This is a genomic window from Actinokineospora sp. PR83, from assembly GCF_021056305.1.
GTDB classification, from domain to species: Bacteria; Actinomycetota; Actinomycetes; order Mycobacteriales; family Pseudonocardiaceae; genus Actinokineospora; species Actinokineospora spheciospongiae.
This window is the reverse complement of the sequence record NZ_JAJCXD010000035.1, coordinates 39,412-56,589: the sequence shown is the minus strand read 5'-3', so window position 1 is coordinate 56,589 and position 17,178 is coordinate 39,412. Positions and strand designations below refer to the sequence as shown.

Genomic DNA, 17,178 nt, shown 5'->3' with positions numbered 1-17,178 from the left:
GTTCCTCGGATCGCTGGTGGGGATCAGATGTCGAGCTGGCAGGGACCCGCGGCGGCGGACACGCAGGTCTGCACGAGGACGCCGTCGCCGGGGGCGGCGCTGGTCACCTTCCCGTCGCGCAGGTCGCGCACCGAGCCCTCGCGCAGCGGGACGACGCAGCCGAAGCAGATGCCCATGCGGCAGCCCGACGGCATCAGCACGCCGCGGGACTCGCCGGTGTCGAGCAGCGAGGTGGCGCCGTCGGCCTCGGTGGTGACCGCCGAGCCGGTGAACGTGACGGTGCCGCCGTCGCCGACGGCGATCAGCGCCGGGCGGAACCGCTCGGTGTGCAGCCGCTCCCCGCTGCCCGCGGCGTCGTAGGCGTCCTGGAGGGCGTCGAGCATCCCGTTGGGACCGCAGGCCCAGGTCTCCCGCTCGGTCAGGTCGGGCACGAGCGCCGCCAACTGCTGCGGGTCGAGCACCCCGTCGACGTCGGTGTGCCGCTCGACCAGCCGCAGGCCGCCGCGGGCGGCGAGGCCGCGCAGCTCGGCGCCGAAGATGACGTCCTCCGGCCGGGGCGCGGAGTGCACCAGCACCACGTCGTCGAGCTGGTCGGCGCCGTCGCGGAGCATCCCCATCACCGGGGTGATGCCGCTGCCCGCGGTCACGAACAGCGCCTTCGCCGGGCGGGTGGCGGGCAGGGTGAACTCGCCCGCCGCCTGGTCGAGCTGCACGACCGTCCCGGCCTGGAGGCGGTGCACCAGGAACCGGGACACGGTGCCGCCGGGCAGCGCCTTGACCGTGATCGTCACGGTGCCGTCCGGGCGCGGCGGCGAGGTCAGCGAGTACGAGCGCCACTGCCGGACCCCGTCCACGTCGACCCCGAGGCGCAGGTACTGGCCCGCCGTGTGGCCCGCCCAGCCGCGGCCGGGTCGGATGACCAGGGTGGCGGCGTCGGCGGTCTCCGGCAGCACCGCCTCCACGCGTCCGCGCAGGTCGGTGCTCGACCCCAGGGGGTCCAGGATCGACCAGTAGTCGCCGGGCACCAGCGGCGTGGTGACCAACCGGGCCAACCGGCGTGCGCGGGCGCGCAGCGTGTCGCGGAGGGGGGCCGGGGTCTGCGTCGTCGCCATGTCCTCAGCATGACTGCACCGGGGGTGTAAGTTCCTGTGTCCGGGACGTGAATCGAGGAGTGGCTCTTGTTCGCGGAGAACAGTTCACTCGAATCGGAACAATTCCGCTTGCCCGAGGGCTTGGCGGCGGCGATGCGGTCGGTGCTGCCCTCGGTCGCCGAGCGCACCGTGGCGGCGATCGTGGTCGAGGTGCCCGCCTACACCGAGGTCTTCACCGGCGGCACCGGTCGCAAGCTGGAGACGGCCGTGCGGCTGGCCCTCGGCGGCTTCCTGGAGCTGACCTCGGGCGCCGGGGGAGTGGTGGCCAGCACCCCCATGGTGCCCTCGCTCGACGGCGCCTACGAACTCGGCGTCGGCGAGGCCCGCAGCGGCCGGTCGATGGACGCGTTGCAGGCCGCCTACCGCGTGGGCGCGCGGATCGCCTGGCGCGAGCTGAGCACCATCGCCACCTCCGGCGACCTCTCACCCGACGGGATGGCCCGGTTCGCCGGACTCCTCTTCGCCTACATCGACCAGCTCTCCGCCATCAGCGTGGCGGGCCACGCCGACGGGCTGGCCACCACGGGCCGCGCCCGGCAGCAGTACCTCGACCGCCTGGCGTACGGCCTGCTCACCGGCAGCGGCCCGGACGAGCTGGTGGTCGCGGCGGACCGGGCGGGCTGGGAACCGCCGCGCTCGCTGACCGCGGTGATCATCCCCGAGGCCCGCGCCCGCGGGGTCCTGGCCCGCCTCGACCCGCGCACCCTGCAGACCTTCGAGGGCGCCCCGGACCTCCCCGACGGCCGGACGGCCGTGCTCCTGGTGCCCGACGCCGAGGGCCCATTCCGCGCCTCCCTGGTGGCGGGCCTCGCGGGGTTGGGCGCCGTCCTCGGCCCGGCCCGGCCGTGGACCGGGGTGCGCGCCTCCTACCTGCGGGCCCAGCAGGCCGCCCGGCTCGACCTGCGCCCCACGGCCGAGACCACCCTGGACACCGAGCAGTGCCTGGCCGACCTCGTCCTGCGCTCGGACCCCGACGCCCTCGACGACCTGCGCGCCCAGGTCCTCGCCCCGCTCGACGGCCTGCGCGCCCCGCAGCGGGCCAAGCTGGAGGAGACCCTCCGCTCCTGGCTGCTGCACCACGGGCGGCGCGAGGAGATCGCCGCCGAGCTGTTCGTGCACCCGCAGACCGTCCGCTACCGCATGGGGCAGCTCCGCGAGCTGTACGGCTCCCGCCTCGACGACCCCAGGACGGTCCTGGAACTGACCGTCGCGCTGGGCTCGGGGTGAGACCGGGGTCAGCTCGCGGTGGCCGTCTCGCCTGCGCGGCGGCGGTGGAACTCCTGCCAGGCCCGGTCGCGGAGCGCGGGGTCGGTGAGGACGTCGACCGCCGTGTGCGCCAAGGCGGCGGTGGCCGCCCGCAGGACCTCCTCGGCGCGCGGGCTCGCCGCCGCGGCGGCGAAGTGCGGGGTGTGGTCGGACTGGTCGGCGGTGGTGATGGCCAGGAACGGGTGGATGGCGGGGCACTCCACGCTGACGTTGCCGATGTCGGAGGAACCCAGGTACACGCCGGGGGTGGGCGGGCTCAGCGGGGTGGGGAAGTGGGCGGCGAAGGTCTCGGCCAGGGTGTTGTTGGGGCGGAAGTGCGCGTAGGGCTCGCGCGGGGTGCTGACCTCGGCGGTGGTCTCGGTGGCGGCGGCCAGCGCGTGTGCGGCGTCGGTGACCCGGTGCACGAGGGCGTCGAGCGCGGTGGTGGTCAGGGCGCGGAGGCCGAACCTGGCGGTGGCCCGCTCCGGGACGATGTTGGTGGCGGTGCCGCCCTCGGTGATGATGCCCTGGATGTCGCTGCCGGGGGCCAGCCGGGGGCGCAGCGCGGCCAGGGTCGTGTAGAGCTGCACCAGCGCGGCCAGCGCGTCGCGGCCCTCGGTGGGGTTGCCGGTGGGGTGCGCGGCGCGGCCCCGGATCGTCACCTCGACCTCGACCTGGGCGGTGAGCGGCGCCCAGGTCCAGTCGTGCACACCGGGGTGCACCATCAGCGCGGCGTCGACCCCGGCGAAGACCCCCGCCGCGACCTCGGTGACCTTCCCGCCGCCGCCTTCCTCCGCGGGTGAGCCCACCGCGAGCACCTGACCGGGGATGCCGCCCAGCAGCGGTCGGACGGCCAGGGCGGCGCCCAGCCCCGCGGCGGCGATGAGGTTGTGCCCGCAGGCGTGCCCCAGGCCCGGCAGCGCGTCGTACTCCAGCAGCAGCGCCACCGCCGGCCCGGCCGACCCGGCCCGCCCGACGAACGCGGTCGGCAGCCCGGCCACCCCGCGCTCCACCTCGAACCCGCCGTCCGCCAGCGCCGACCCGAGCCGCTCGGCCGCGCGGTGCTCGGCGAACGCCAGTTCCGGGTCGGCGTGCAGCGCGCACGCGACACCCCAGACCCGCTCCGCCGACCCGTGCACGGCCGCGTCGACCAGCCGGTGCGCCTCCTCGCTCGTCATCGTGTCCGTCATGGAGATCGACATACCCGCCGCGCCGGGTGGCAACCGCGCCGGGCGATCACCGGTGGCGCGACTACTTCCGGGTGATTTGGGGTATTAGTCCGATCATGGACAACCAGGTGTGCGTGTTCGCGCCGTCGCCGCAGCTCACGGTGACGGTGGAAGACCTCGACGGCAGACCGGACCTGCACCTGCACGCGGGCGGGCAGGGGTACTGGCAGGCGCGGATGATCACCGCGCTGGGGTCGCCGGTGGTGTTCTGCTGCGCGCTGGGCGGGGAGACCGGCTCGGTGCTGGGGCACCTGCTGACCGGCCCCGACCTCGAGGTGCGCGCCCGGCAGGTGGCCGCGCGCAACGGCGCCTACATCCACGACCGGCGCGAGGGGGAGCGCGAGGAACTGGTGGAGCAGTACCCCGGGCGGCTCACCCGGCACGAGGTCGACGACCTGTACGAACTCGCCGTGGTGGCGGGCCTCTCGGCCGGGGTGGCCGTGCTCGGCGGTTCGGTCGACGTCGCCACCGAGGAGGTCATCCCGGTGTCGGTCTACGAGCGGCTGGCGGCCGACCTCGGGCGCAACGGCTGCCGGGTGGTCGTCGACCTGGCAGGCGCGCGGCTGGCGGCGGCGCTGGAGGGCACGCCCGCGGTGGTGAAGGTCAGCCACGAGGAGCTGATCGAGGACGGCCGGGCGAAGTCCGACGACCTCGCGGACCTGACCGGCGCGGCGCGCGAACTGGTGGCCTCCGGCGTCGAACTGGTCGTGGTGTCGCGGGCCGCGGAACCCACGCTGGCGGTGACCGCCGCCGACGAACTGCTCGTCACCGCCCCCGCGCTGGACCCGGTGGACACCCGCGGCGGCGGCGACTCGATGACGGCCGGACTGGCCGCCGCCTTCGCCCAGGGCGCGGACCTGGAGGCGGCGCTGCGGCTCGGCGCGGCGGCGGGCGCCCTCAACATCACCCGCCACGGCCTGGGCAGCGGCAGCGGCGACGCGGTCCGGTCGCTGGTCGAACGGGTAGAGATCGCGCGGGTGGGGTAGCACCTACGACATGTCTCCCCGAGTGCTCGTGACCAACGACGACGGCATCGACTCACCCGGTCTCCTGGCGCTGGCGCGGTGCGCGGTGGACCTCGGCTGGACGACCCTGGTGGCCGCGCCCGCCGCCGAGGCCAGCGGCACCAGCGCGGGCCTCACCGCGGCCACGGACGACCGCACCTTCGCGGTCGAGCGCCGGACCCTCGACGGGCTCCCCGACGTGCCCGCGCACGCGGTCGCCGCGCACCCCGGCCTGATCGCCCTCACCGCCTGCCACGGCGGCTTCGGCGACCCGCCGGACCTGGTGCTGTCCGGGATCAACCGGGGCGCCAACATCGGCCGCGCGGTCCTGCACTCCGGCACCGTGGGGGCGGCGCTGACCGGCTCCATCAACGGCGCCCGCGCGCTCGCCGTCTCCCTGGACGTGCCGCTGGACCCGACCGCCCCGCCGAACTGGGACACCGCCGCGTCGGTCGTGGCCGGTCTGCTGCCGCTGCTGGCCTCGCTGGAGGTGGGGGCGGTGCTGAACGTGAACGTGCCGGACGTGCCCGCCGACCGCCTCCTGCCCGCCCGGTGGGCCCGGCTGGCCTCCTACGGCCGGGTGCGCAGCAAGGTCACGCAGGTCGACGACGGCACGATCGAGGTCGGCAACGTGGTGGTGGACGGCGACCTCGAACCCGGCACCGACGCCGACCTCCTCGGCCGCGGGCACGTGACGGTGACCGCGCTGCGCTCGGTCCACGAGGACGACGCCCTGATGGACGGCGAACTCCCGGGCTGAGACCCGGGCGCTCCGATCGGACCGGGCCGGGCGTACCCGTGGGTGCGCCCGGCCCGGTTCCGGTTTCGGTCAGGCGGTCCGGCCGAGCCGGGACCGGACGTGGCGCTCGATCAGGATGGGCACGAAGGTGGTCACCTTGGCCTCCCGGAAGCGGTCGTGCTCTTCCTGCACGGCGGCGTGGATGTCGGCCTCGCGGGCCGAGCCGTAGTCGTCGACCAGGCGGGCCTCCATCTGGTGGAGCTGCGTGCTGACCTGCTCGGCAAGGTCGTCCATGGAATGCGATGCGCTCATGTGAACCTCCTGCTGGTGACCTGCCCGCTTCGGCTGTCCATGGGACATCGTGGAAGTGAACGAAGGGTGAACAGTCCCGAGGGGTGGTCGATCACCGGGCGTGGAGCTGGGCGAGGGTCCGCTCCAGCTCGTCCCGCAGGGTGCGTCCGGCCGCCTCGGCGTCACCCCTGGCGATGGCGGCGACCAGCTCCGCGTGGCGGTCCCTCCCGTGGCGCCGCGGCGCCGGGCAGGCTCCGCCGCCGCGACCTCCACCAGCGCGCGCACCTCGTAGACGTGGGTGATCGCCGCCTGGCGCAGCCGGAGCGTGCGCGCAGGCAAGACCCCGGGATGGCTGACAGGAGTGCCGGGGCGGTGCCGGACCCGGTGGGTGCGGCACCGCCTGGGTGCTGTCAGACCCGGGCCGTAGCGCCGGGGTCCGGGATCAGGGCTTGCGGCCGACCGCGGCCACGATGCAGCGCGCCGCGGCGGGCAGCTCCCCGAGCCGGGGGCCGTCGGACCACCAGTCGTCGGCCACGACGATGCCCGGGTCGACCAGGTCGAGGCCGACCAGCATCTCCTCGATCTCGGCCCGGGTGCGGAAGTACCCCCGGCTGATGCCCGCGTTGAGGATGCCCTGCACGCGCTGGGCGAGCGCGCTGTCCTCGTTCTCCGGGTCGAGGAAGTGGCTGAACACGACGTAGGACCCCGAGGGCAGGGCATCGATGTAGCGCCGCATGATCTCCGCCGGGTGCAGTCCCTCGTCGGCGCCGTGGTGGTGCAGCGTGGCCACCTGCAACAGGGCCAAGGGGCGGTCGAAGTCGAGCCGCGAGCGCACCACCGCGTTCTCCAGCACCTGCTCCGGCCGGAAGATGTCCGCGGCGATGAAGTGGGTGTAGTCGTTCTCCTCCAGCAGCGCCCGACCGTGCGCCAGGACCACCGGGTCGTTGTCGACGTAGACGACCTCGGCCTCCGGGTTGAGCCGCTGCGCGATCTGGTGGGTGTTCTCCGCGGTCGGCAACCCGGACCCGCAGTCGAGGAACTGGTCGATGTGCGCGTGGTAGCACAGGAACCGCACCGCCCGGATGAGGAACGCCCGGTTGGTCAGGGCGATGGAGCGCACCTCGGGCACCGCCGCGTCGAGCTGCGCGAGCAGCGCGCGGTCGACCGCGTAGTTGTCCTTGCCCCCGAGAGCGGCGTCGTAGGCGCGCGCCACACTGGGCACCGTCTCGTCGATCGCGGTCGACGGGGCTGGCTCGGGGGACACATCAACCATGGGGGACCTCGCGGGGGATCGATCGGGGGGCACCCACAGTAGTGGACCGACCCCAGCCGGGACGTGGGGCGGGTCTCACCGCCCGGGCACCGAGGCGGTCGAGGTCCTCAGCGGGTGGTGCCAGTGGACAGCAGGCCGGTGACGATGGCCGCCAAGCCCTCGTGGTGGCTGTGGCCGGTCGTCAGCTCCACCCACCGACCGGACAGCCAGGCCAGCCGGGGGTGCGCCGCGGAGTCCAGCGCGGCCGACGCCCGATCGCGGTGCGTGGGCGCCCCCGCCTCCGCGCGCCGCCGGGACCGGGTGAAGTGTGGTGGTACAGCGCCATCGGGGTGGAGGCCAGGTCCTTGGCCAAGCGGCGCATGGAGAGCTGCTCGGCGCCGCAGGCCTCGACGATGGCAGCCGCGGCGGCCACGGTGGCCTCCCGGACAGCCGCGCGGGCCGACCGGCCCTGCGGGGCGCCGCATCCTCGCCCGACATCGGTCCCCTCCCGCACGCCGAACCGGCGCAGCAGCCGGGTCGAGGCGAAGATGCCGACCACCACGATGTCCGCACATCGGCAGGAAGGCCAGGCCCGCCTGCGCCGTCGGCAGCCGCAACACCTGCTGCAGGTACAGCGGGGCGTCCGCCGAGGTCCGCCCTTCCCACACCACGAATGCGGTCAGCAGCTCCACCGCCGCGTAGACGCCCAGCGCCTTCCCCCCGCTCCGGGCCCGCGCGCTGGGTCAGCGTCAGCAGCGCCGGCGCGGCGGGCGCCCCCAGCCCCTGCGGCGCCCGGGCGGCCACCAACTGCCACATTGTCGGGCACCGTGCTGCAATGGCGATGCTGCGGTGAACCTGGGCAGCGGGCCGGAATCACCACTGCCCGGGGGCACCTCGGGGGTCAGAGCGATTGCGGGTGGCAGACGGCTTTGAGGCTGACCCGGTGGGGGTTCAGCACGAAGGCACCGTGGTGGTCGGGGTGACACTCGGGAACCGCCCCGGCGGACAGGTGGCGTCCGCGAGCGGTGCGACACGCGGGCGGTGTCCTCGCCCCGGTCGCCTGCTAGCGGGAGGGCATGATCGCCCACAGGGCGAGGTAGATGATGAACTGCGGCCCGGGCAGGATGCAGGACACCACGAACAGCAGCCGGACCTTCCCCGGGCGCATGTTCCACTGCTCGGCGAGTCCGGCGCACACCCCCGCGATCCTGCGGTTGCCGCGGGGCCTGCTCAATGCTGTGGTCGTCATGCCACTATCCTCCTCCTCCCGGGCATTCCCGACATCTCGACGCGGCGGTCGGGTGGACCACGCCCACGGCAGGGATCTCGGAATCGGCGGTGAGCAGTGGACGTCACCATTGACGGTGCATCGATCGATTCGGTGCGGGCGTTCCACGACTTCGTCGCCGACGTCTTCGACCTGCACCCGTACTACGGGGCGAACCCGAACGCGTTCTGGGACGCGTTGACGGGGTCGATCGGGCGCCCGGTGCACATCGTGTGGATCAACGCCGGGCTGAGCAGGGCGGGGATGGGGGACGAGCAGTTCGAGCTGCTCGTCCGGTTGCTCCGGGACGCGGCTGAGCGGGACAGGCAGTTCTCGCGGCCGCAACTGGAGTTCTCGCTGTCCGAATGAGTGCCGCGTTGATGCCGGTCGCCCGCCGGGGGCGGGGGTCAGGTGGACCTGGGGCGGAGCATCCTGATGGCCAGTTCGGCGTAGGCGTCGGCCAGGTCTTCCGGGCCCAGGGTGGGGGTGGGGACGAACCAGTAGGGGGCCCGGACGCCCATGCTGGAGATGGCGGCGGTGGTGGTGATCAGCTCCGTCGCTTCGAACAGGCCGTCGCGGACGCCCCGCATACCGGGTTCGGTGGCCAGTTGCTCGGTGCGCTTGCGCATCTCCAGCGCCTCGGCGGAGCGCTCGGTGGTCAGGTGGTGCAGTTCGTCGTTGGTGACGATGGCGAGCAGGGGGTAGGTCACGTGGCTCAGGACGTGGGTGCGCACCAGGGCGCGGACCCTGGCCACCGGGTCCGGCGGGCACTCGGCCAGGGTCCGCTCGAACGCCTGGAGCAGGTCGCGGTGGCCGATGAGCACCAGCCGCTCCAGGATGTGCTGCTTGGACGGGAAGTGCTCGTAGAGGCTGGGGGCCTTGATCCCGACGGCGGCGGCGATCTGGCGGGTGCTGGTGCCGGGGTAGCCCTGGTGGGCGAACAGCCGCAGCGACTCCAGCAGGATGCGCAGCTCGGTGCCCGTCCCGTTGCCGGGGGGCAGGCGCGGCTCCACCGCGCGGACCCTGGTCAGCGCGGTGAAGTCGCGGGCGGGCGGCGGCGGGTCAGCCGCCTGCCCGCGAGTTCCGTCGGACGTCGACGTACGCCGGGTCGGTGCAGATGCCGCAAGCACCGGTGAACTCGGCTGCCGCTTGTTGGTCACCCGACAAGTTGTACCGGAACCACGCGGTGATGGTGCCGCGGAACCCGCCGCCGTCCGGGACGGGGGTGAAGTGGTTGGCCCCGCCGAGTTCGGCGTACCAGGCGGGGACCTGCGTCGCCCGCGCGTACAGCGGCTTCACCAGCAGGTCCGGGTTGACGATCTTGTCGTTCTCCCCGGCCAGGAACAGCACGGGGCCGCGCAGTGCCCCCGGGTTGGCCAGCGGACCCGGTTCCAGCGCGAGCGTGGCGTCGACCACCGGGTTGGCGCCCGCGTTGATCGCGCCCGCCCCACCCTGGGAGTGCCCGATCGCGCCCACGTGCTCGACGTCGACCTTCTGGTAGTACGGGCTGCCGGGCCTGCTGTTCTCCCACTTCAGCCACGCGGCGCCCACCAGCATCTCCTGGCCGCTGTTGGACTGCTTGGTGTTGGCGGCGGCGACGATGAACCCGTGCGAGGCCAGGTGGCGCAGCAGTCCGCTGTAGACCTCGGGAACGGCGCCGGTGCCGTTGCCCCAGATGATGACCGGGTGCTTGCCGTCGAGCCGGGACGGTCGGTAGTAGGTGCTGTTCGGCCTCACCTCGACGCTCACGGCGTACGGGCCGGGCGCTGCCCAGTCCGTGGTGGCAGCGGCGGCGGCAGGCGCCACCTGGGCGGCCTCCCCGCTCGGGGTGACGAAGACGAGCGTTGCGGTGACCGCGAGCGCGGCCACCAGTGGACGGCGGAGTTTCATCGGTGAACCCTCCCCTAACGACTGTTAGGGTATCGTGACAGCGACCCGTCAGGGTGTCAACCGGATCGGGAGGGCACGTGCTACCGCTGGACCACGATTGGGTGGACGCCGAACTGGACTTCCTCCGCGACCTCGGCCCCCGGCTGACCGGCTCCCCGCAGCACCACCGGCTGGTCGACCGCGTCGCCGAGCAGGTCCGGGCGCTCGGGCTGCCGGTGTCCGAGGACCGGCACCGGTTCACCCGGTGGGACCTCACCGCCGCGGCCGGGCTGTCGGTGGGCGGGGAGCCGGTCGAGGTGGCCTCCGTGTTCCCCTACTCGGGCACCGGGCGGGTGACCGGGCCCCTGGTCCGGCTGCGCGGGCCGGTGCCCCGGTGGTCGAGGGCCCGGGGCGGGATCGCGGTCGTCGAGGTGCGCAACCGGGAGCTGCCGCTGGCCGAGATCGTCCGGGTGTGGGGGTCGCAGCAGCCGTGGGAACCCCTGGCGCACCCGCTCATCCCGGCCACGATCGCGGGACTCGGGTTGCACCGCGCCCGGCGGGCGGGGGTGCGCGGCGTGGTCTTCGCCTGGCGCGGGCTCGCCGCCGAGGACGCGCGCGGCCAGTACGTGCCGTTCACCCTGCCGTACCAGGACATCCCCGCCGCGTTCGTCGCGGGCGAGGCGGCCGACGCGGTGCTCGACGCCGCCGCGCGGGGGAAGCCCGGAGACCTGGACGTGCCCGCCACCCTGACCCCGAAGGCGTCCATGCGCACGCTGTGGACAGCCGTCGAGGGCTCGGAACACCCCGAGGAGACGGTCCTGGTCGTGACCCACACCGACGGGACCAACGTCGTGGAGGAGAACGGCCACATCGGGCTGCTGGCCCTCGCCCGCGACGCGGTGACCACCCCGCCCCGGCGCACGGTCGTGTTCGCGTTTGTCGCGGGCCACCTGCGCATCCCGGCGGTGACCCGGTCCGGTCAGGCGGCCACCCGGTGGCTGCGCGACCACCCGGACCTCTGGTCGGGGCCGCGGCGCGCGGTCGCGGGCCTGGGTGTGGAACACCTGGGTGCCCGCGCCCCCGAACTCCTCTACGCCACCACCCCGCGACTGCGCGACCTCGCCGCCGCCGAGTGGCCCGGCACCCGGGTGTCCAGGCCGAGCCCGCTGATCCACTTCGGCGAGGGCGAACCCCTGCTGCACCACGGCATACCCGCCATCTCGCTGGTCAGCTCCCCGATCGACCTGCTGTCGACCCGGCCCGGCGACCACGTCGACACCGACCTGCTGCACCGGCAGGTCGACAGCTTCCGCCGCGTCTTGGCCCGCCTGGACGACACCGCCTCGGCGGACTTCGGGCAGGTCCGGCCCGGTGGCGTGGTGGCGAAGGCGGTCGCGGCGGCACGCCTGGCCATCGCCATCGCCCGGTCGCGCCGCCCGTCGGGCTGAGCGGCCCCACCGCCGGGGAGGGCGTGCAACATCTTCGCCCTCGTCGCCGCTGTTCCGGCCGTTCCGCAGACGGTTTACCCGGTCACCCGGCGGTGCCGGGGGCAACGGACGACGTGCGCGGACCCGGGCACGCCGCTGGCTGCCCGGCCCGGCGCAGCGGGTCTGGCGCGACTGCGCCACCCCACCCGGCACGCCATCGTGTCGGTCGCCGTCGACCTGGAGGTCTACGGCGAGGTGCTGCCGGGAGTGGAGAACACGGGCACCCCGTTCACCTGATCGTGAGCCCCGCTCGTGCGCACAGTGGTCGGTGCTCGGCAACCGGGTGACGCGGCCCGCGCGGTGCAACCCCTTCCGGCGCTAGCCATCGCGGGTGGGCGTGCCGCACGATGAGGGTCACTCGCTTGTGGAGCAAGGCGAACCCGAACTCCACTGTGGACCCGATGTGGAGATGGCATGACGTCTGGACACCACCCCAACGGCAGGCTGCGCGCCCTGATGGCCGAGAGCGGCTGGACCGGCGAAGCACTGGCGCGGGCCGTCAACACCGCGGGCCGCGAGACCGGGCTGCGGCTGCGCTACCGGCGGGACGCGGTGTCGCGGTGGCTGGCCGGGATGCGTCCCCGGCCACCGGTGCCCGACCTGGTCGCCGAGGTGCTGTCCCGCCGGGCCGGTCGCCACGTCACCGCGCAGGAGGCGGGACTCGTCGCCGCGGAGACCGGCGCCCGCTCACCGCACTGGTGGCAGGTCGTGCCCGTGGGCGCGCTGTTCGACGCGGGCGTGGGCGCCTACAGCGTGGCCGCGCTCGCCGTGCCGCCGTGGACCGCGCACCCGGTCGAGCACCCGGCGGCCGACCCGCGCACCGGCCCCCGGGTCGGGGCGGGGGAGGTCGCGGCGGCCAGGCTGATGGCCCGCCTGTTCGCCGACGCGGACACCGCCTTCGGCGGCGGCCACTCCCGGCACACCCTCGCCTCCTACCTCAGCGCCACCGTGGCCCCCTGGCTGCGCGCGGACGCGGCCCCGGCGGTGCGGCTGGACCTGCTGTCCACCGCGGCCGGGCTGGCCACCCTGTGCGGGGCGATGGCCGTCGACGACCGGGCCAACGCCTGCGCCCAACGCCACTACCTGGCCGCCCTGCGGCTCAGCGCCGAAGCCGGGAACGCCCCCGCCCACGCCGTGGCGCTGCGCGGCCTCGCCGAACAGGCCCGGCTGCTCGGCCACGCCCACCACGCCGACCGACTCGCCGAGGCCGCCGTGCGCACCGCCGGGGACAACGCCCACCCGCGCCTCGCGGCGTCCCTGCACGGCGAACTCGCCGCGTCGGCCGCCGCCGCCGACCGGGGGCAGCGCGCCGCCCGCCACCTCACCGCGGCCCACCGGGCACTGGAACGCGACACCGAGCCGGACGACGACCCGGACGCCCCGCTGTCGGACCTCCTGCTCCCGGGCACCCGCGGTCACCACTGGGCGGTGCTCGCCCAGCACCGGGCGGAGGTGGCCGCCTGCGCGGCCGACCGGCCCGCGGCGATCAACGCCCTGCGGGCGTCGTTGCGGCACCGGCCGACCCCCGAGCGCCGCGCCCGGGCGCTCACCCTGGCCCGGCTCGGCGAACTGCACCTGGCCGAGGGCCAGGTCGAGGACGCGTGCCGCGCCTGGGGCCGGTTCCTCGACGACCACCCCGCCCTGACCTCCGCCCGCGCCGACGCCGCCTTCGACGCGCTGCGCACCCACCTCCGCGCCCACCTGTCCGTCCCGGCGGCGCGGGCGCTGTGGACCAGGGTGGCCACCGGCCCGGCGGCGCGTGCGGGCGCGTGACCGGCAGGACCTCCGGGTGGAACGCGGCCACGGCGTGACCGCTTTCACCCACAGCGGCGAGAAGGCGGGCCGTGGACACCCGGTTTCGTCCACTGTGGATTATCTTGCACCGGTCCCGGTGCGGCGGTGGGCCAACACGGCGACGGCGGGCCAGAAGACCTGGGCGCCCGCGAGCACCCGTTCGGCGAGCCCGACCAGGTGATCGGCGCGCAGCGACAGCCCGAACCCGGCCAGGCAGACCAGGAACACCGCCGTCGCCGCCCACGCGGACCGGGCCCCCGGTGCGGCGGCGGCCGCGGGCCAGATCGACAGCGCGCCGAACGCGACGGCGGCCGCGACCTGGTGCCCCGCCGCGGGCTGGGGGAGCGCGGCGACCGCGGCGCTGGCCACCCCGGCCACCGCCAGCAGCACCCGCCCCGCCGGGCGGGCGCCGGTCAGCCCGGCGGCGGTCACCACGTGGCAGGCGCCGACCACCGCGAGCCCGGTGGTCATGATCCACCGGTTCGGCGCGTCCACCGCGGCCAGCGCGCTGATCGTGTCGCGCACCTGGTCGAAGTCGGGGTGCGCGGCGGCGGCCGCGGTCCAGCCCCCGATCAGCGCCACCGGGGCGAGCGAGGACGACAGGACAGCCCACCTGCGCACGGTCATCCGCCCATGCTCTCGCGGAACCCCGGCGGCGGCCGTGCGGGACAACCCCCGGTCGACCTCCCTTGTCCGAAGAGGGCCGCACATGACGAGCCCCGGAAGCTGCCAGGTGGACCCGTCACCGGAGCGGCTGGTGGCCCCGACTGGCTGCCACGCGCCGCCGACCGTCTTGACCTGCGGGCCACCGGAGTCGGGTGCGTGGCCACCGACGTCACCGAGACCAGTGCGCCGCCGGAGGTGCGGTTGTTGCTGCCCACGCGCAGCCGCGTGCTGGAAGGCGACCTGCCCTGCACGCAGTGCCGCGCGTTCTGGGTGACGGTCCCGAGACAGGGGCAGGACCGTTCACGGAAGTAGCCCCCAACGCGGAGCGCACAAGCCCTGCGCTGGCGGTTGCCTCAGCCGGCAGAGGGCGTTCCCCGCATCAACTCCGCCGTGGCGCGGCGGAAGCGGACGTGCAACTGCCCGTCCTCGGTGGAGACCACCGCGCGGACGCCGTAGACGTCCGCGATCAGGTCCTCGGTGAGCACGTCGACCGGCGTCCCCGCCGCCACGACCCGCCCCGCCCGCAGGACCACCACGTGGTCGCAGAACATCGCCGCCAGGTTCAGGTCGTGCAGGGCCACCACTGTTGTCACCGGCAGCGTGGTGACCAGGTGCAGCAGGTCGAGCTGGTGGGCGATGTCGAGGTGGTTGGTCGGCTCGTCCAGCAGCAGCTCGCGGGGCTCCTGGGCCAGCGCCCTGGCGAGCTGGACCCGCTGCCGCTCGCCGCCGGAGAGCGTGTGCCAGGACTGCCCGCCGCGGTCGGTGAGGCCGGTGGCCGCCAGCGCCGAGCGCACCGCCGCGGTGTCCGCCGCGGACTCGCCCTCCCACGCGCGCCGGTGCGGGATGCGGCCGAGCCGCACCACGTCGAGCACGCTGAGGTCCACCTGCGTGTCGACCTGCTGCTCGACCACGGCCAGCCTGCGCGCGACCACGTGCCGCGGCAGGTCGGCCAAGGGGGCGCCGTCGAGGGTGACCACGCCGCCGCCCGTGGGCAGCAACCCCGCCAGCACCCGCAGCAGGGTCGACTTCCCGGCGCCGTTCGGGCCGAGCAGGCCGATGGTGGCCCCCGCCCGGCAGTCCACGGTGACCCCGTCGAGCACGAGGTGGCCACCGGCGGTGCGCACGACGCGGTCCGCGGCGAGGGTCATCGCCTGCTCCTGGTGCGGTAGAGGATGACCACGAAGGCCGGGACGCCGATCAGCGAGGTGAGCACGCCGACGGGGATCTCCTGCGGGTCGAGCGCGGACCGGGCGGCGGTGTCCACCCACACCAGGAAGATCGCCCCGCCCAGCGCCGAGGTGGGCAGCAGGCGGGCGTGCCCGGCCCCGGCCAGCGCCCGCGCGGCGTGCGGCAGCACCAGCCCGACGAACCCGATCGCCCCCGACGAACTCACCAGCACCGCCGTGAGCAGGGCCGTCGCGCACAGCAGCACCACCCGCACCCGGGCCACCCGGATGCCCAGCGACGCCGCGGCGTCCTCGCCGAAGGCGAACGCGTCCAGGGTGCGGCCGTGGCCCAGGCACACCACCAGCGCCACCACCAGCACGGCCGCGCAGACGCCGACCTCGGTCCACGTCGCGCTCGACAGCGACCCGAGCAGCCAGAACAGCACGCCCCTGGTCGTCTCGGCATCGGCGGAGGTGAGCACGATGAACGAGGTGAGCGCGGAGAACAGCTGCATCGCCGCCACCCCGCAGAGCACCACCCGGTCCAACTGCCCGCCCAGCAGCCGACTCAGCACCAGCACCAGGGTGAACGCCAGGACCGCGCCCAGGAACGCCCCCGCCGACAGCGACACCGCGCCGCCGCCCACCCCGAGGACGACGACCACCACCGCACCGGTCGATGCCCCGGAGGACACGCCGAGCACGAACGGGTCGGCGAGCGGGTTGCGCAGCAGCGACTGGAGCACGACCCCGCACACCGCGAGCCCGGCCCCGCAGACGGCGGCCAGCAGCGTCCTGGGCAGCCGCAGGTGCCAGATGATGCCGTCGCGGATCGGCGAGAGCACCCGCTCCCCACCGCCGAGGTGGGCCAGGACGGTGCGCCAGACCTCACCCACCCCGATGTCGGCCGGGCCGATGGTGATCACCACCGCCGTCGAGGCGACCAGCAGCACCAGACCAGCGGCGTACCGCAGGCCGGTCCGGGCGCGCGTGGGCGCCGCGGTCACCCGAGCGGCCCGAAGCCCCGCAGCGCCGCCGCGACCTTCTCCACGCCCTCGACGGTGCGCATGGTCGGGTTGAGCGCCTGCCCGCTCAGCGCCACGTACCGCTTGCCCTGCACCGCCCGCATCCGCGAGGTGACCGGGTTGGACTCCAGGAACGCGATCTTCGCCGCGGCGGTCTCCGCGGTCTGCGACTTGCGGGTCAGGTCGCCGATCACCAGCACCGCCGGGTCGCGCTCGGCCACTGTCTCCCAGTTGACCTGCGGCCACTCCGCGCGGGTGTCGTCGAAGACGTTCTTCGCCCCCAGCGCCCCGGTGATCACCCCCGGTGCCCCGCAGCACCCGGCCAGGTAGGGCGATTCGGCGTTGGCGAACCAGTACAGGATGCTGACCCGCGACGCGTCGAGCCCCCTGGTCGCGGTGTCGAGCCGCTCGCGCAGCCCTGCCACGACCTGCTCCCCGCGCTCAGTGACGTCGAACAGCTCCGCCAACTCCCGGATCTCGCGGAACACGTCGTCCATGGTCAGCGCCGTGGACCGCACCCCGTCCCCGTCGCCGCTGTTGTCCTTGGTGCCGCAGTCGGTGGGGGACAGGTAGGTGGTCACGCCCAGTTCCTCGAACCGCTCCCGGGTCGCCACCCCACCGGTCCCGAGCACGGATTCGAACGAGGCGGCGACGAAGTCCGGCTCGACCGCCAGGACCCGCTCGAACGACGGCGCGTTGTCCGCCAGCCGCGGCACCTTCGCGTTCGCCTCGGCCAGTTCCGGCAGAACCGGGTCGGTCCAGGTCGCGGTGCCCACCATCCGGTCGGCCAGCCCCAGCGCCAGCATGATCTCCGCACTGCCCTGGTTCAGCGCCACCGCCCGCTTCGGCGGCTCGCCCACCCGGACAGTCCGCCCGCAGTTGTCCACCCCCGTGCCCCGACCCGCCGCGGTGTCCGCCCCGCCCCCACCGCACCCGGCGACCGCCAAGACCGCGACACCCACCAGAACCCGAAACCGCCACGCTCCGCGCACG

The 17,178-nt window shown here is 74.7% G+C and carries 19 protein-coding genes; 7 read left to right on the top strand and 12 right to left on the bottom strand.

Features of this window, described 5'->3' with window-relative positions:
* Positions 1–23: 23 nt before the first annotated feature.
* Entirely contained in the window at positions 24–1,112 is a 1,089-nt protein-coding gene (locus tag L6E12_RS11940; protein ID WP_236227958.1) for a ferredoxin reductase, read from the bottom strand.
* Positions 1,113–1,220: 108 nt separating this feature from the next.
* Here L6E12_RS11940 and L6E12_RS11935 point away from each other — a divergent pair, with 108 nt between their 5' ends.
* Complete coding sequence (locus L6E12_RS11935; protein ID WP_236227957.1) at positions 1,221–2,378, top strand: CdaR family transcriptional regulator; 1,158 nt, start codon at positions 1,221–1,223, stop codon at positions 2,376–2,378.
* An 8-nt stretch (positions 2,379–2,386) separates the two neighbouring features.
* Here the strand turns inward: L6E12_RS11935 and L6E12_RS11930 are convergent, their stop codons facing one another.
* Positions 2,387–3,586 carry an amidohydrolase gene (locus tag L6E12_RS11930; RefSeq protein WP_236227956.1) on the bottom strand — a complete coding sequence of 400 codons (1,200 nt, stop codon included), beginning with the start codon at positions 3,584–3,586 and terminating at the stop codon, positions 2,387–2,389.
* Between the two features lie 95 nt (positions 3,587–3,681).
* Here L6E12_RS11930 and L6E12_RS11925 point away from each other — a divergent pair, with 95 nt between their 5' ends.
* On the top strand, positions 3,682–4,611 hold the full coding sequence (locus L6E12_RS11925) for a PfkB family carbohydrate kinase (protein WP_236227955.1): 930 nt from the start codon (positions 3,682–3,684) through the stop codon (positions 4,609–4,611).
* A gap of 10 nt (positions 4,612–4,621) precedes the next feature.
* Positions 4,622–5,389: a 5'/3'-nucleotidase SurE gene (gene surE, locus L6E12_RS11920; RefSeq protein WP_236227954.1), complete on the top strand. Its 768-nt coding sequence runs from the start codon at positions 4,622–4,624 to the stop codon at positions 5,387–5,389.
* Between the two features lie 69 nt (positions 5,390–5,458).
* Here the strand turns inward: surE and L6E12_RS11915 are convergent, their stop codons facing one another.
* From L6E12_RS11915 to L6E12_RS11900, 4 genes are all read right to left on the bottom strand, one after another.
* On the bottom strand, positions 5,459–5,680 hold the full coding sequence (locus L6E12_RS11915; RefSeq protein ID WP_236227953.1) for a three-helix bundle dimerization domain-containing protein: 222 nt from the start codon (positions 5,678–5,680) through the stop codon (positions 5,459–5,461).
* Positions 5,681–6,101: 421 nt separating this feature from the next.
* Positions 6,102–6,932, bottom strand: coding sequence for an SAM-dependent methyltransferase (locus L6E12_RS11910; RefSeq protein ID WP_236227952.1), 831 nt, complete (start codon positions 6,930–6,932; stop codon positions 6,102–6,104).
* Positions 6,933–7,113: 181 nt separating this feature from the next.
* Positions 7,114–7,470: a hypothetical protein gene (locus tag L6E12_RS11905; RefSeq protein WP_236227951.1), complete on the bottom strand. Its 357-nt coding sequence runs from the start codon at positions 7,468–7,470 to the stop codon at positions 7,114–7,116.
* Between the two features lie 504 nt (positions 7,471–7,974).
* Entirely contained in the window at positions 7,975–8,160 is a 186-nt protein-coding gene (locus tag L6E12_RS11900) for a PspC domain-containing protein (RefSeq protein ID WP_236227950.1), read from the bottom strand.
* Between the two features lie 96 nt (positions 8,161–8,256).
* Between L6E12_RS11900 and L6E12_RS11895 the strand changes: the two genes are divergently transcribed.
* On the top strand, positions 8,257–8,547 hold the full coding sequence (locus L6E12_RS11895) for a barstar family protein (RefSeq protein WP_236227949.1): 291 nt from the start codon (positions 8,257–8,259) through the stop codon (positions 8,545–8,547).
* A 38-nt stretch (positions 8,548–8,585) separates the two neighbouring features.
* On the opposite strand, the gene L6E12_RS35085 is transcribed toward L6E12_RS11895, so the two are convergent.
* Together L6E12_RS35085 and L6E12_RS35080 are read right to left on the bottom strand one after the other, a co-directional pair.
* Entirely contained in the window at positions 8,586–9,191 is a 606-nt protein-coding gene (locus L6E12_RS35085) for a TetR/AcrR family transcriptional regulator (RefSeq protein WP_308074717.1), read from the bottom strand.
* A 49-nt stretch (positions 9,192–9,240) separates the two neighbouring features.
* On the bottom strand, positions 9,241–10,068 hold the full coding sequence (locus L6E12_RS35080) for an acetylxylan esterase (RefSeq protein WP_304523872.1): 828 nt from the start codon (positions 10,066–10,068) through the stop codon (positions 9,241–9,243).
* Positions 10,069–10,169: 101 nt separating this feature from the next.
* Between L6E12_RS35080 and L6E12_RS11875 the strand changes: the two genes are divergently transcribed.
* Together L6E12_RS11875 and L6E12_RS11870 are read left to right on the top strand one after the other, a co-directional pair.
* Positions 10,170–11,495 carry a hypothetical protein gene (locus tag L6E12_RS11875; RefSeq protein WP_236227948.1) on the top strand — a complete coding sequence of 442 codons (1,326 nt, stop codon included), beginning with the start codon at positions 10,170–10,172 and terminating at the stop codon, positions 11,493–11,495.
* 453 nt (positions 11,496–11,948) lie between these two features.
* Entirely contained in the window at positions 11,949–13,307 is a 1,359-nt protein-coding gene (locus L6E12_RS11870; protein WP_236227947.1) for a hypothetical protein, read from the top strand.
* Positions 13,308–13,406: 99 nt separating this feature from the next.
* Here the strand turns inward: L6E12_RS11870 and L6E12_RS11865 are convergent, their stop codons facing one another.
* Positions 13,407–13,955, bottom strand: a complete 549-nt coding sequence (locus L6E12_RS11865) for a DUF998 domain-containing protein (RefSeq protein ID WP_236227946.1) — start codon at positions 13,953–13,955, stop codon at positions 13,407–13,409.
* Between the two features lie 195 nt (positions 13,956–14,150).
* On the opposite strand from L6E12_RS11865, the gene L6E12_RS11860 reads away from it, so the two are divergent.
* Positions 14,151–14,306, top strand: coding sequence for a hypothetical protein (locus L6E12_RS11860; RefSeq protein ID WP_236227945.1), 156 nt, complete (start codon positions 14,151–14,153; stop codon positions 14,304–14,306).
* A gap of 41 nt (positions 14,307–14,347) precedes the next feature.
* Here L6E12_RS11860 and L6E12_RS11855 read toward each other — a convergent pair whose 3' ends face one another.
* Genes L6E12_RS11855 through L6E12_RS11845 form a run of 3 tightly spaced genes read right to left on the bottom strand, consistent with a single transcriptional unit; the run spans position 14,348 to position 17,045 of the window.
* Complete coding sequence (locus tag L6E12_RS11855; protein ID WP_236227944.1) at positions 14,348–15,142, bottom strand: ABC transporter ATP-binding protein; 795 nt, start codon at positions 15,140–15,142, stop codon at positions 14,348–14,350.
* Complete coding sequence (locus L6E12_RS11850; RefSeq protein ID WP_236227943.1) at positions 15,139–16,167, bottom strand: iron ABC transporter permease; 1,029 nt, start codon at positions 16,165–16,167, stop codon at positions 15,139–15,141. Before L6E12_RS11850 ends, L6E12_RS11855 begins: the two co-directional genes overlap by 4 nt.
* Positions 16,164–17,045: an ABC transporter substrate-binding protein gene (locus tag L6E12_RS11845; RefSeq protein WP_236227942.1), complete on the bottom strand. Its 882-nt coding sequence runs from the start codon at positions 17,043–17,045 to the stop codon at positions 16,164–16,166. The genes L6E12_RS11850 and L6E12_RS11845 overlap by 4 nt, the downstream gene beginning before the upstream one ends.
* Between the last annotated feature and the right edge of the window lie 133 nt (positions 17,046–17,178).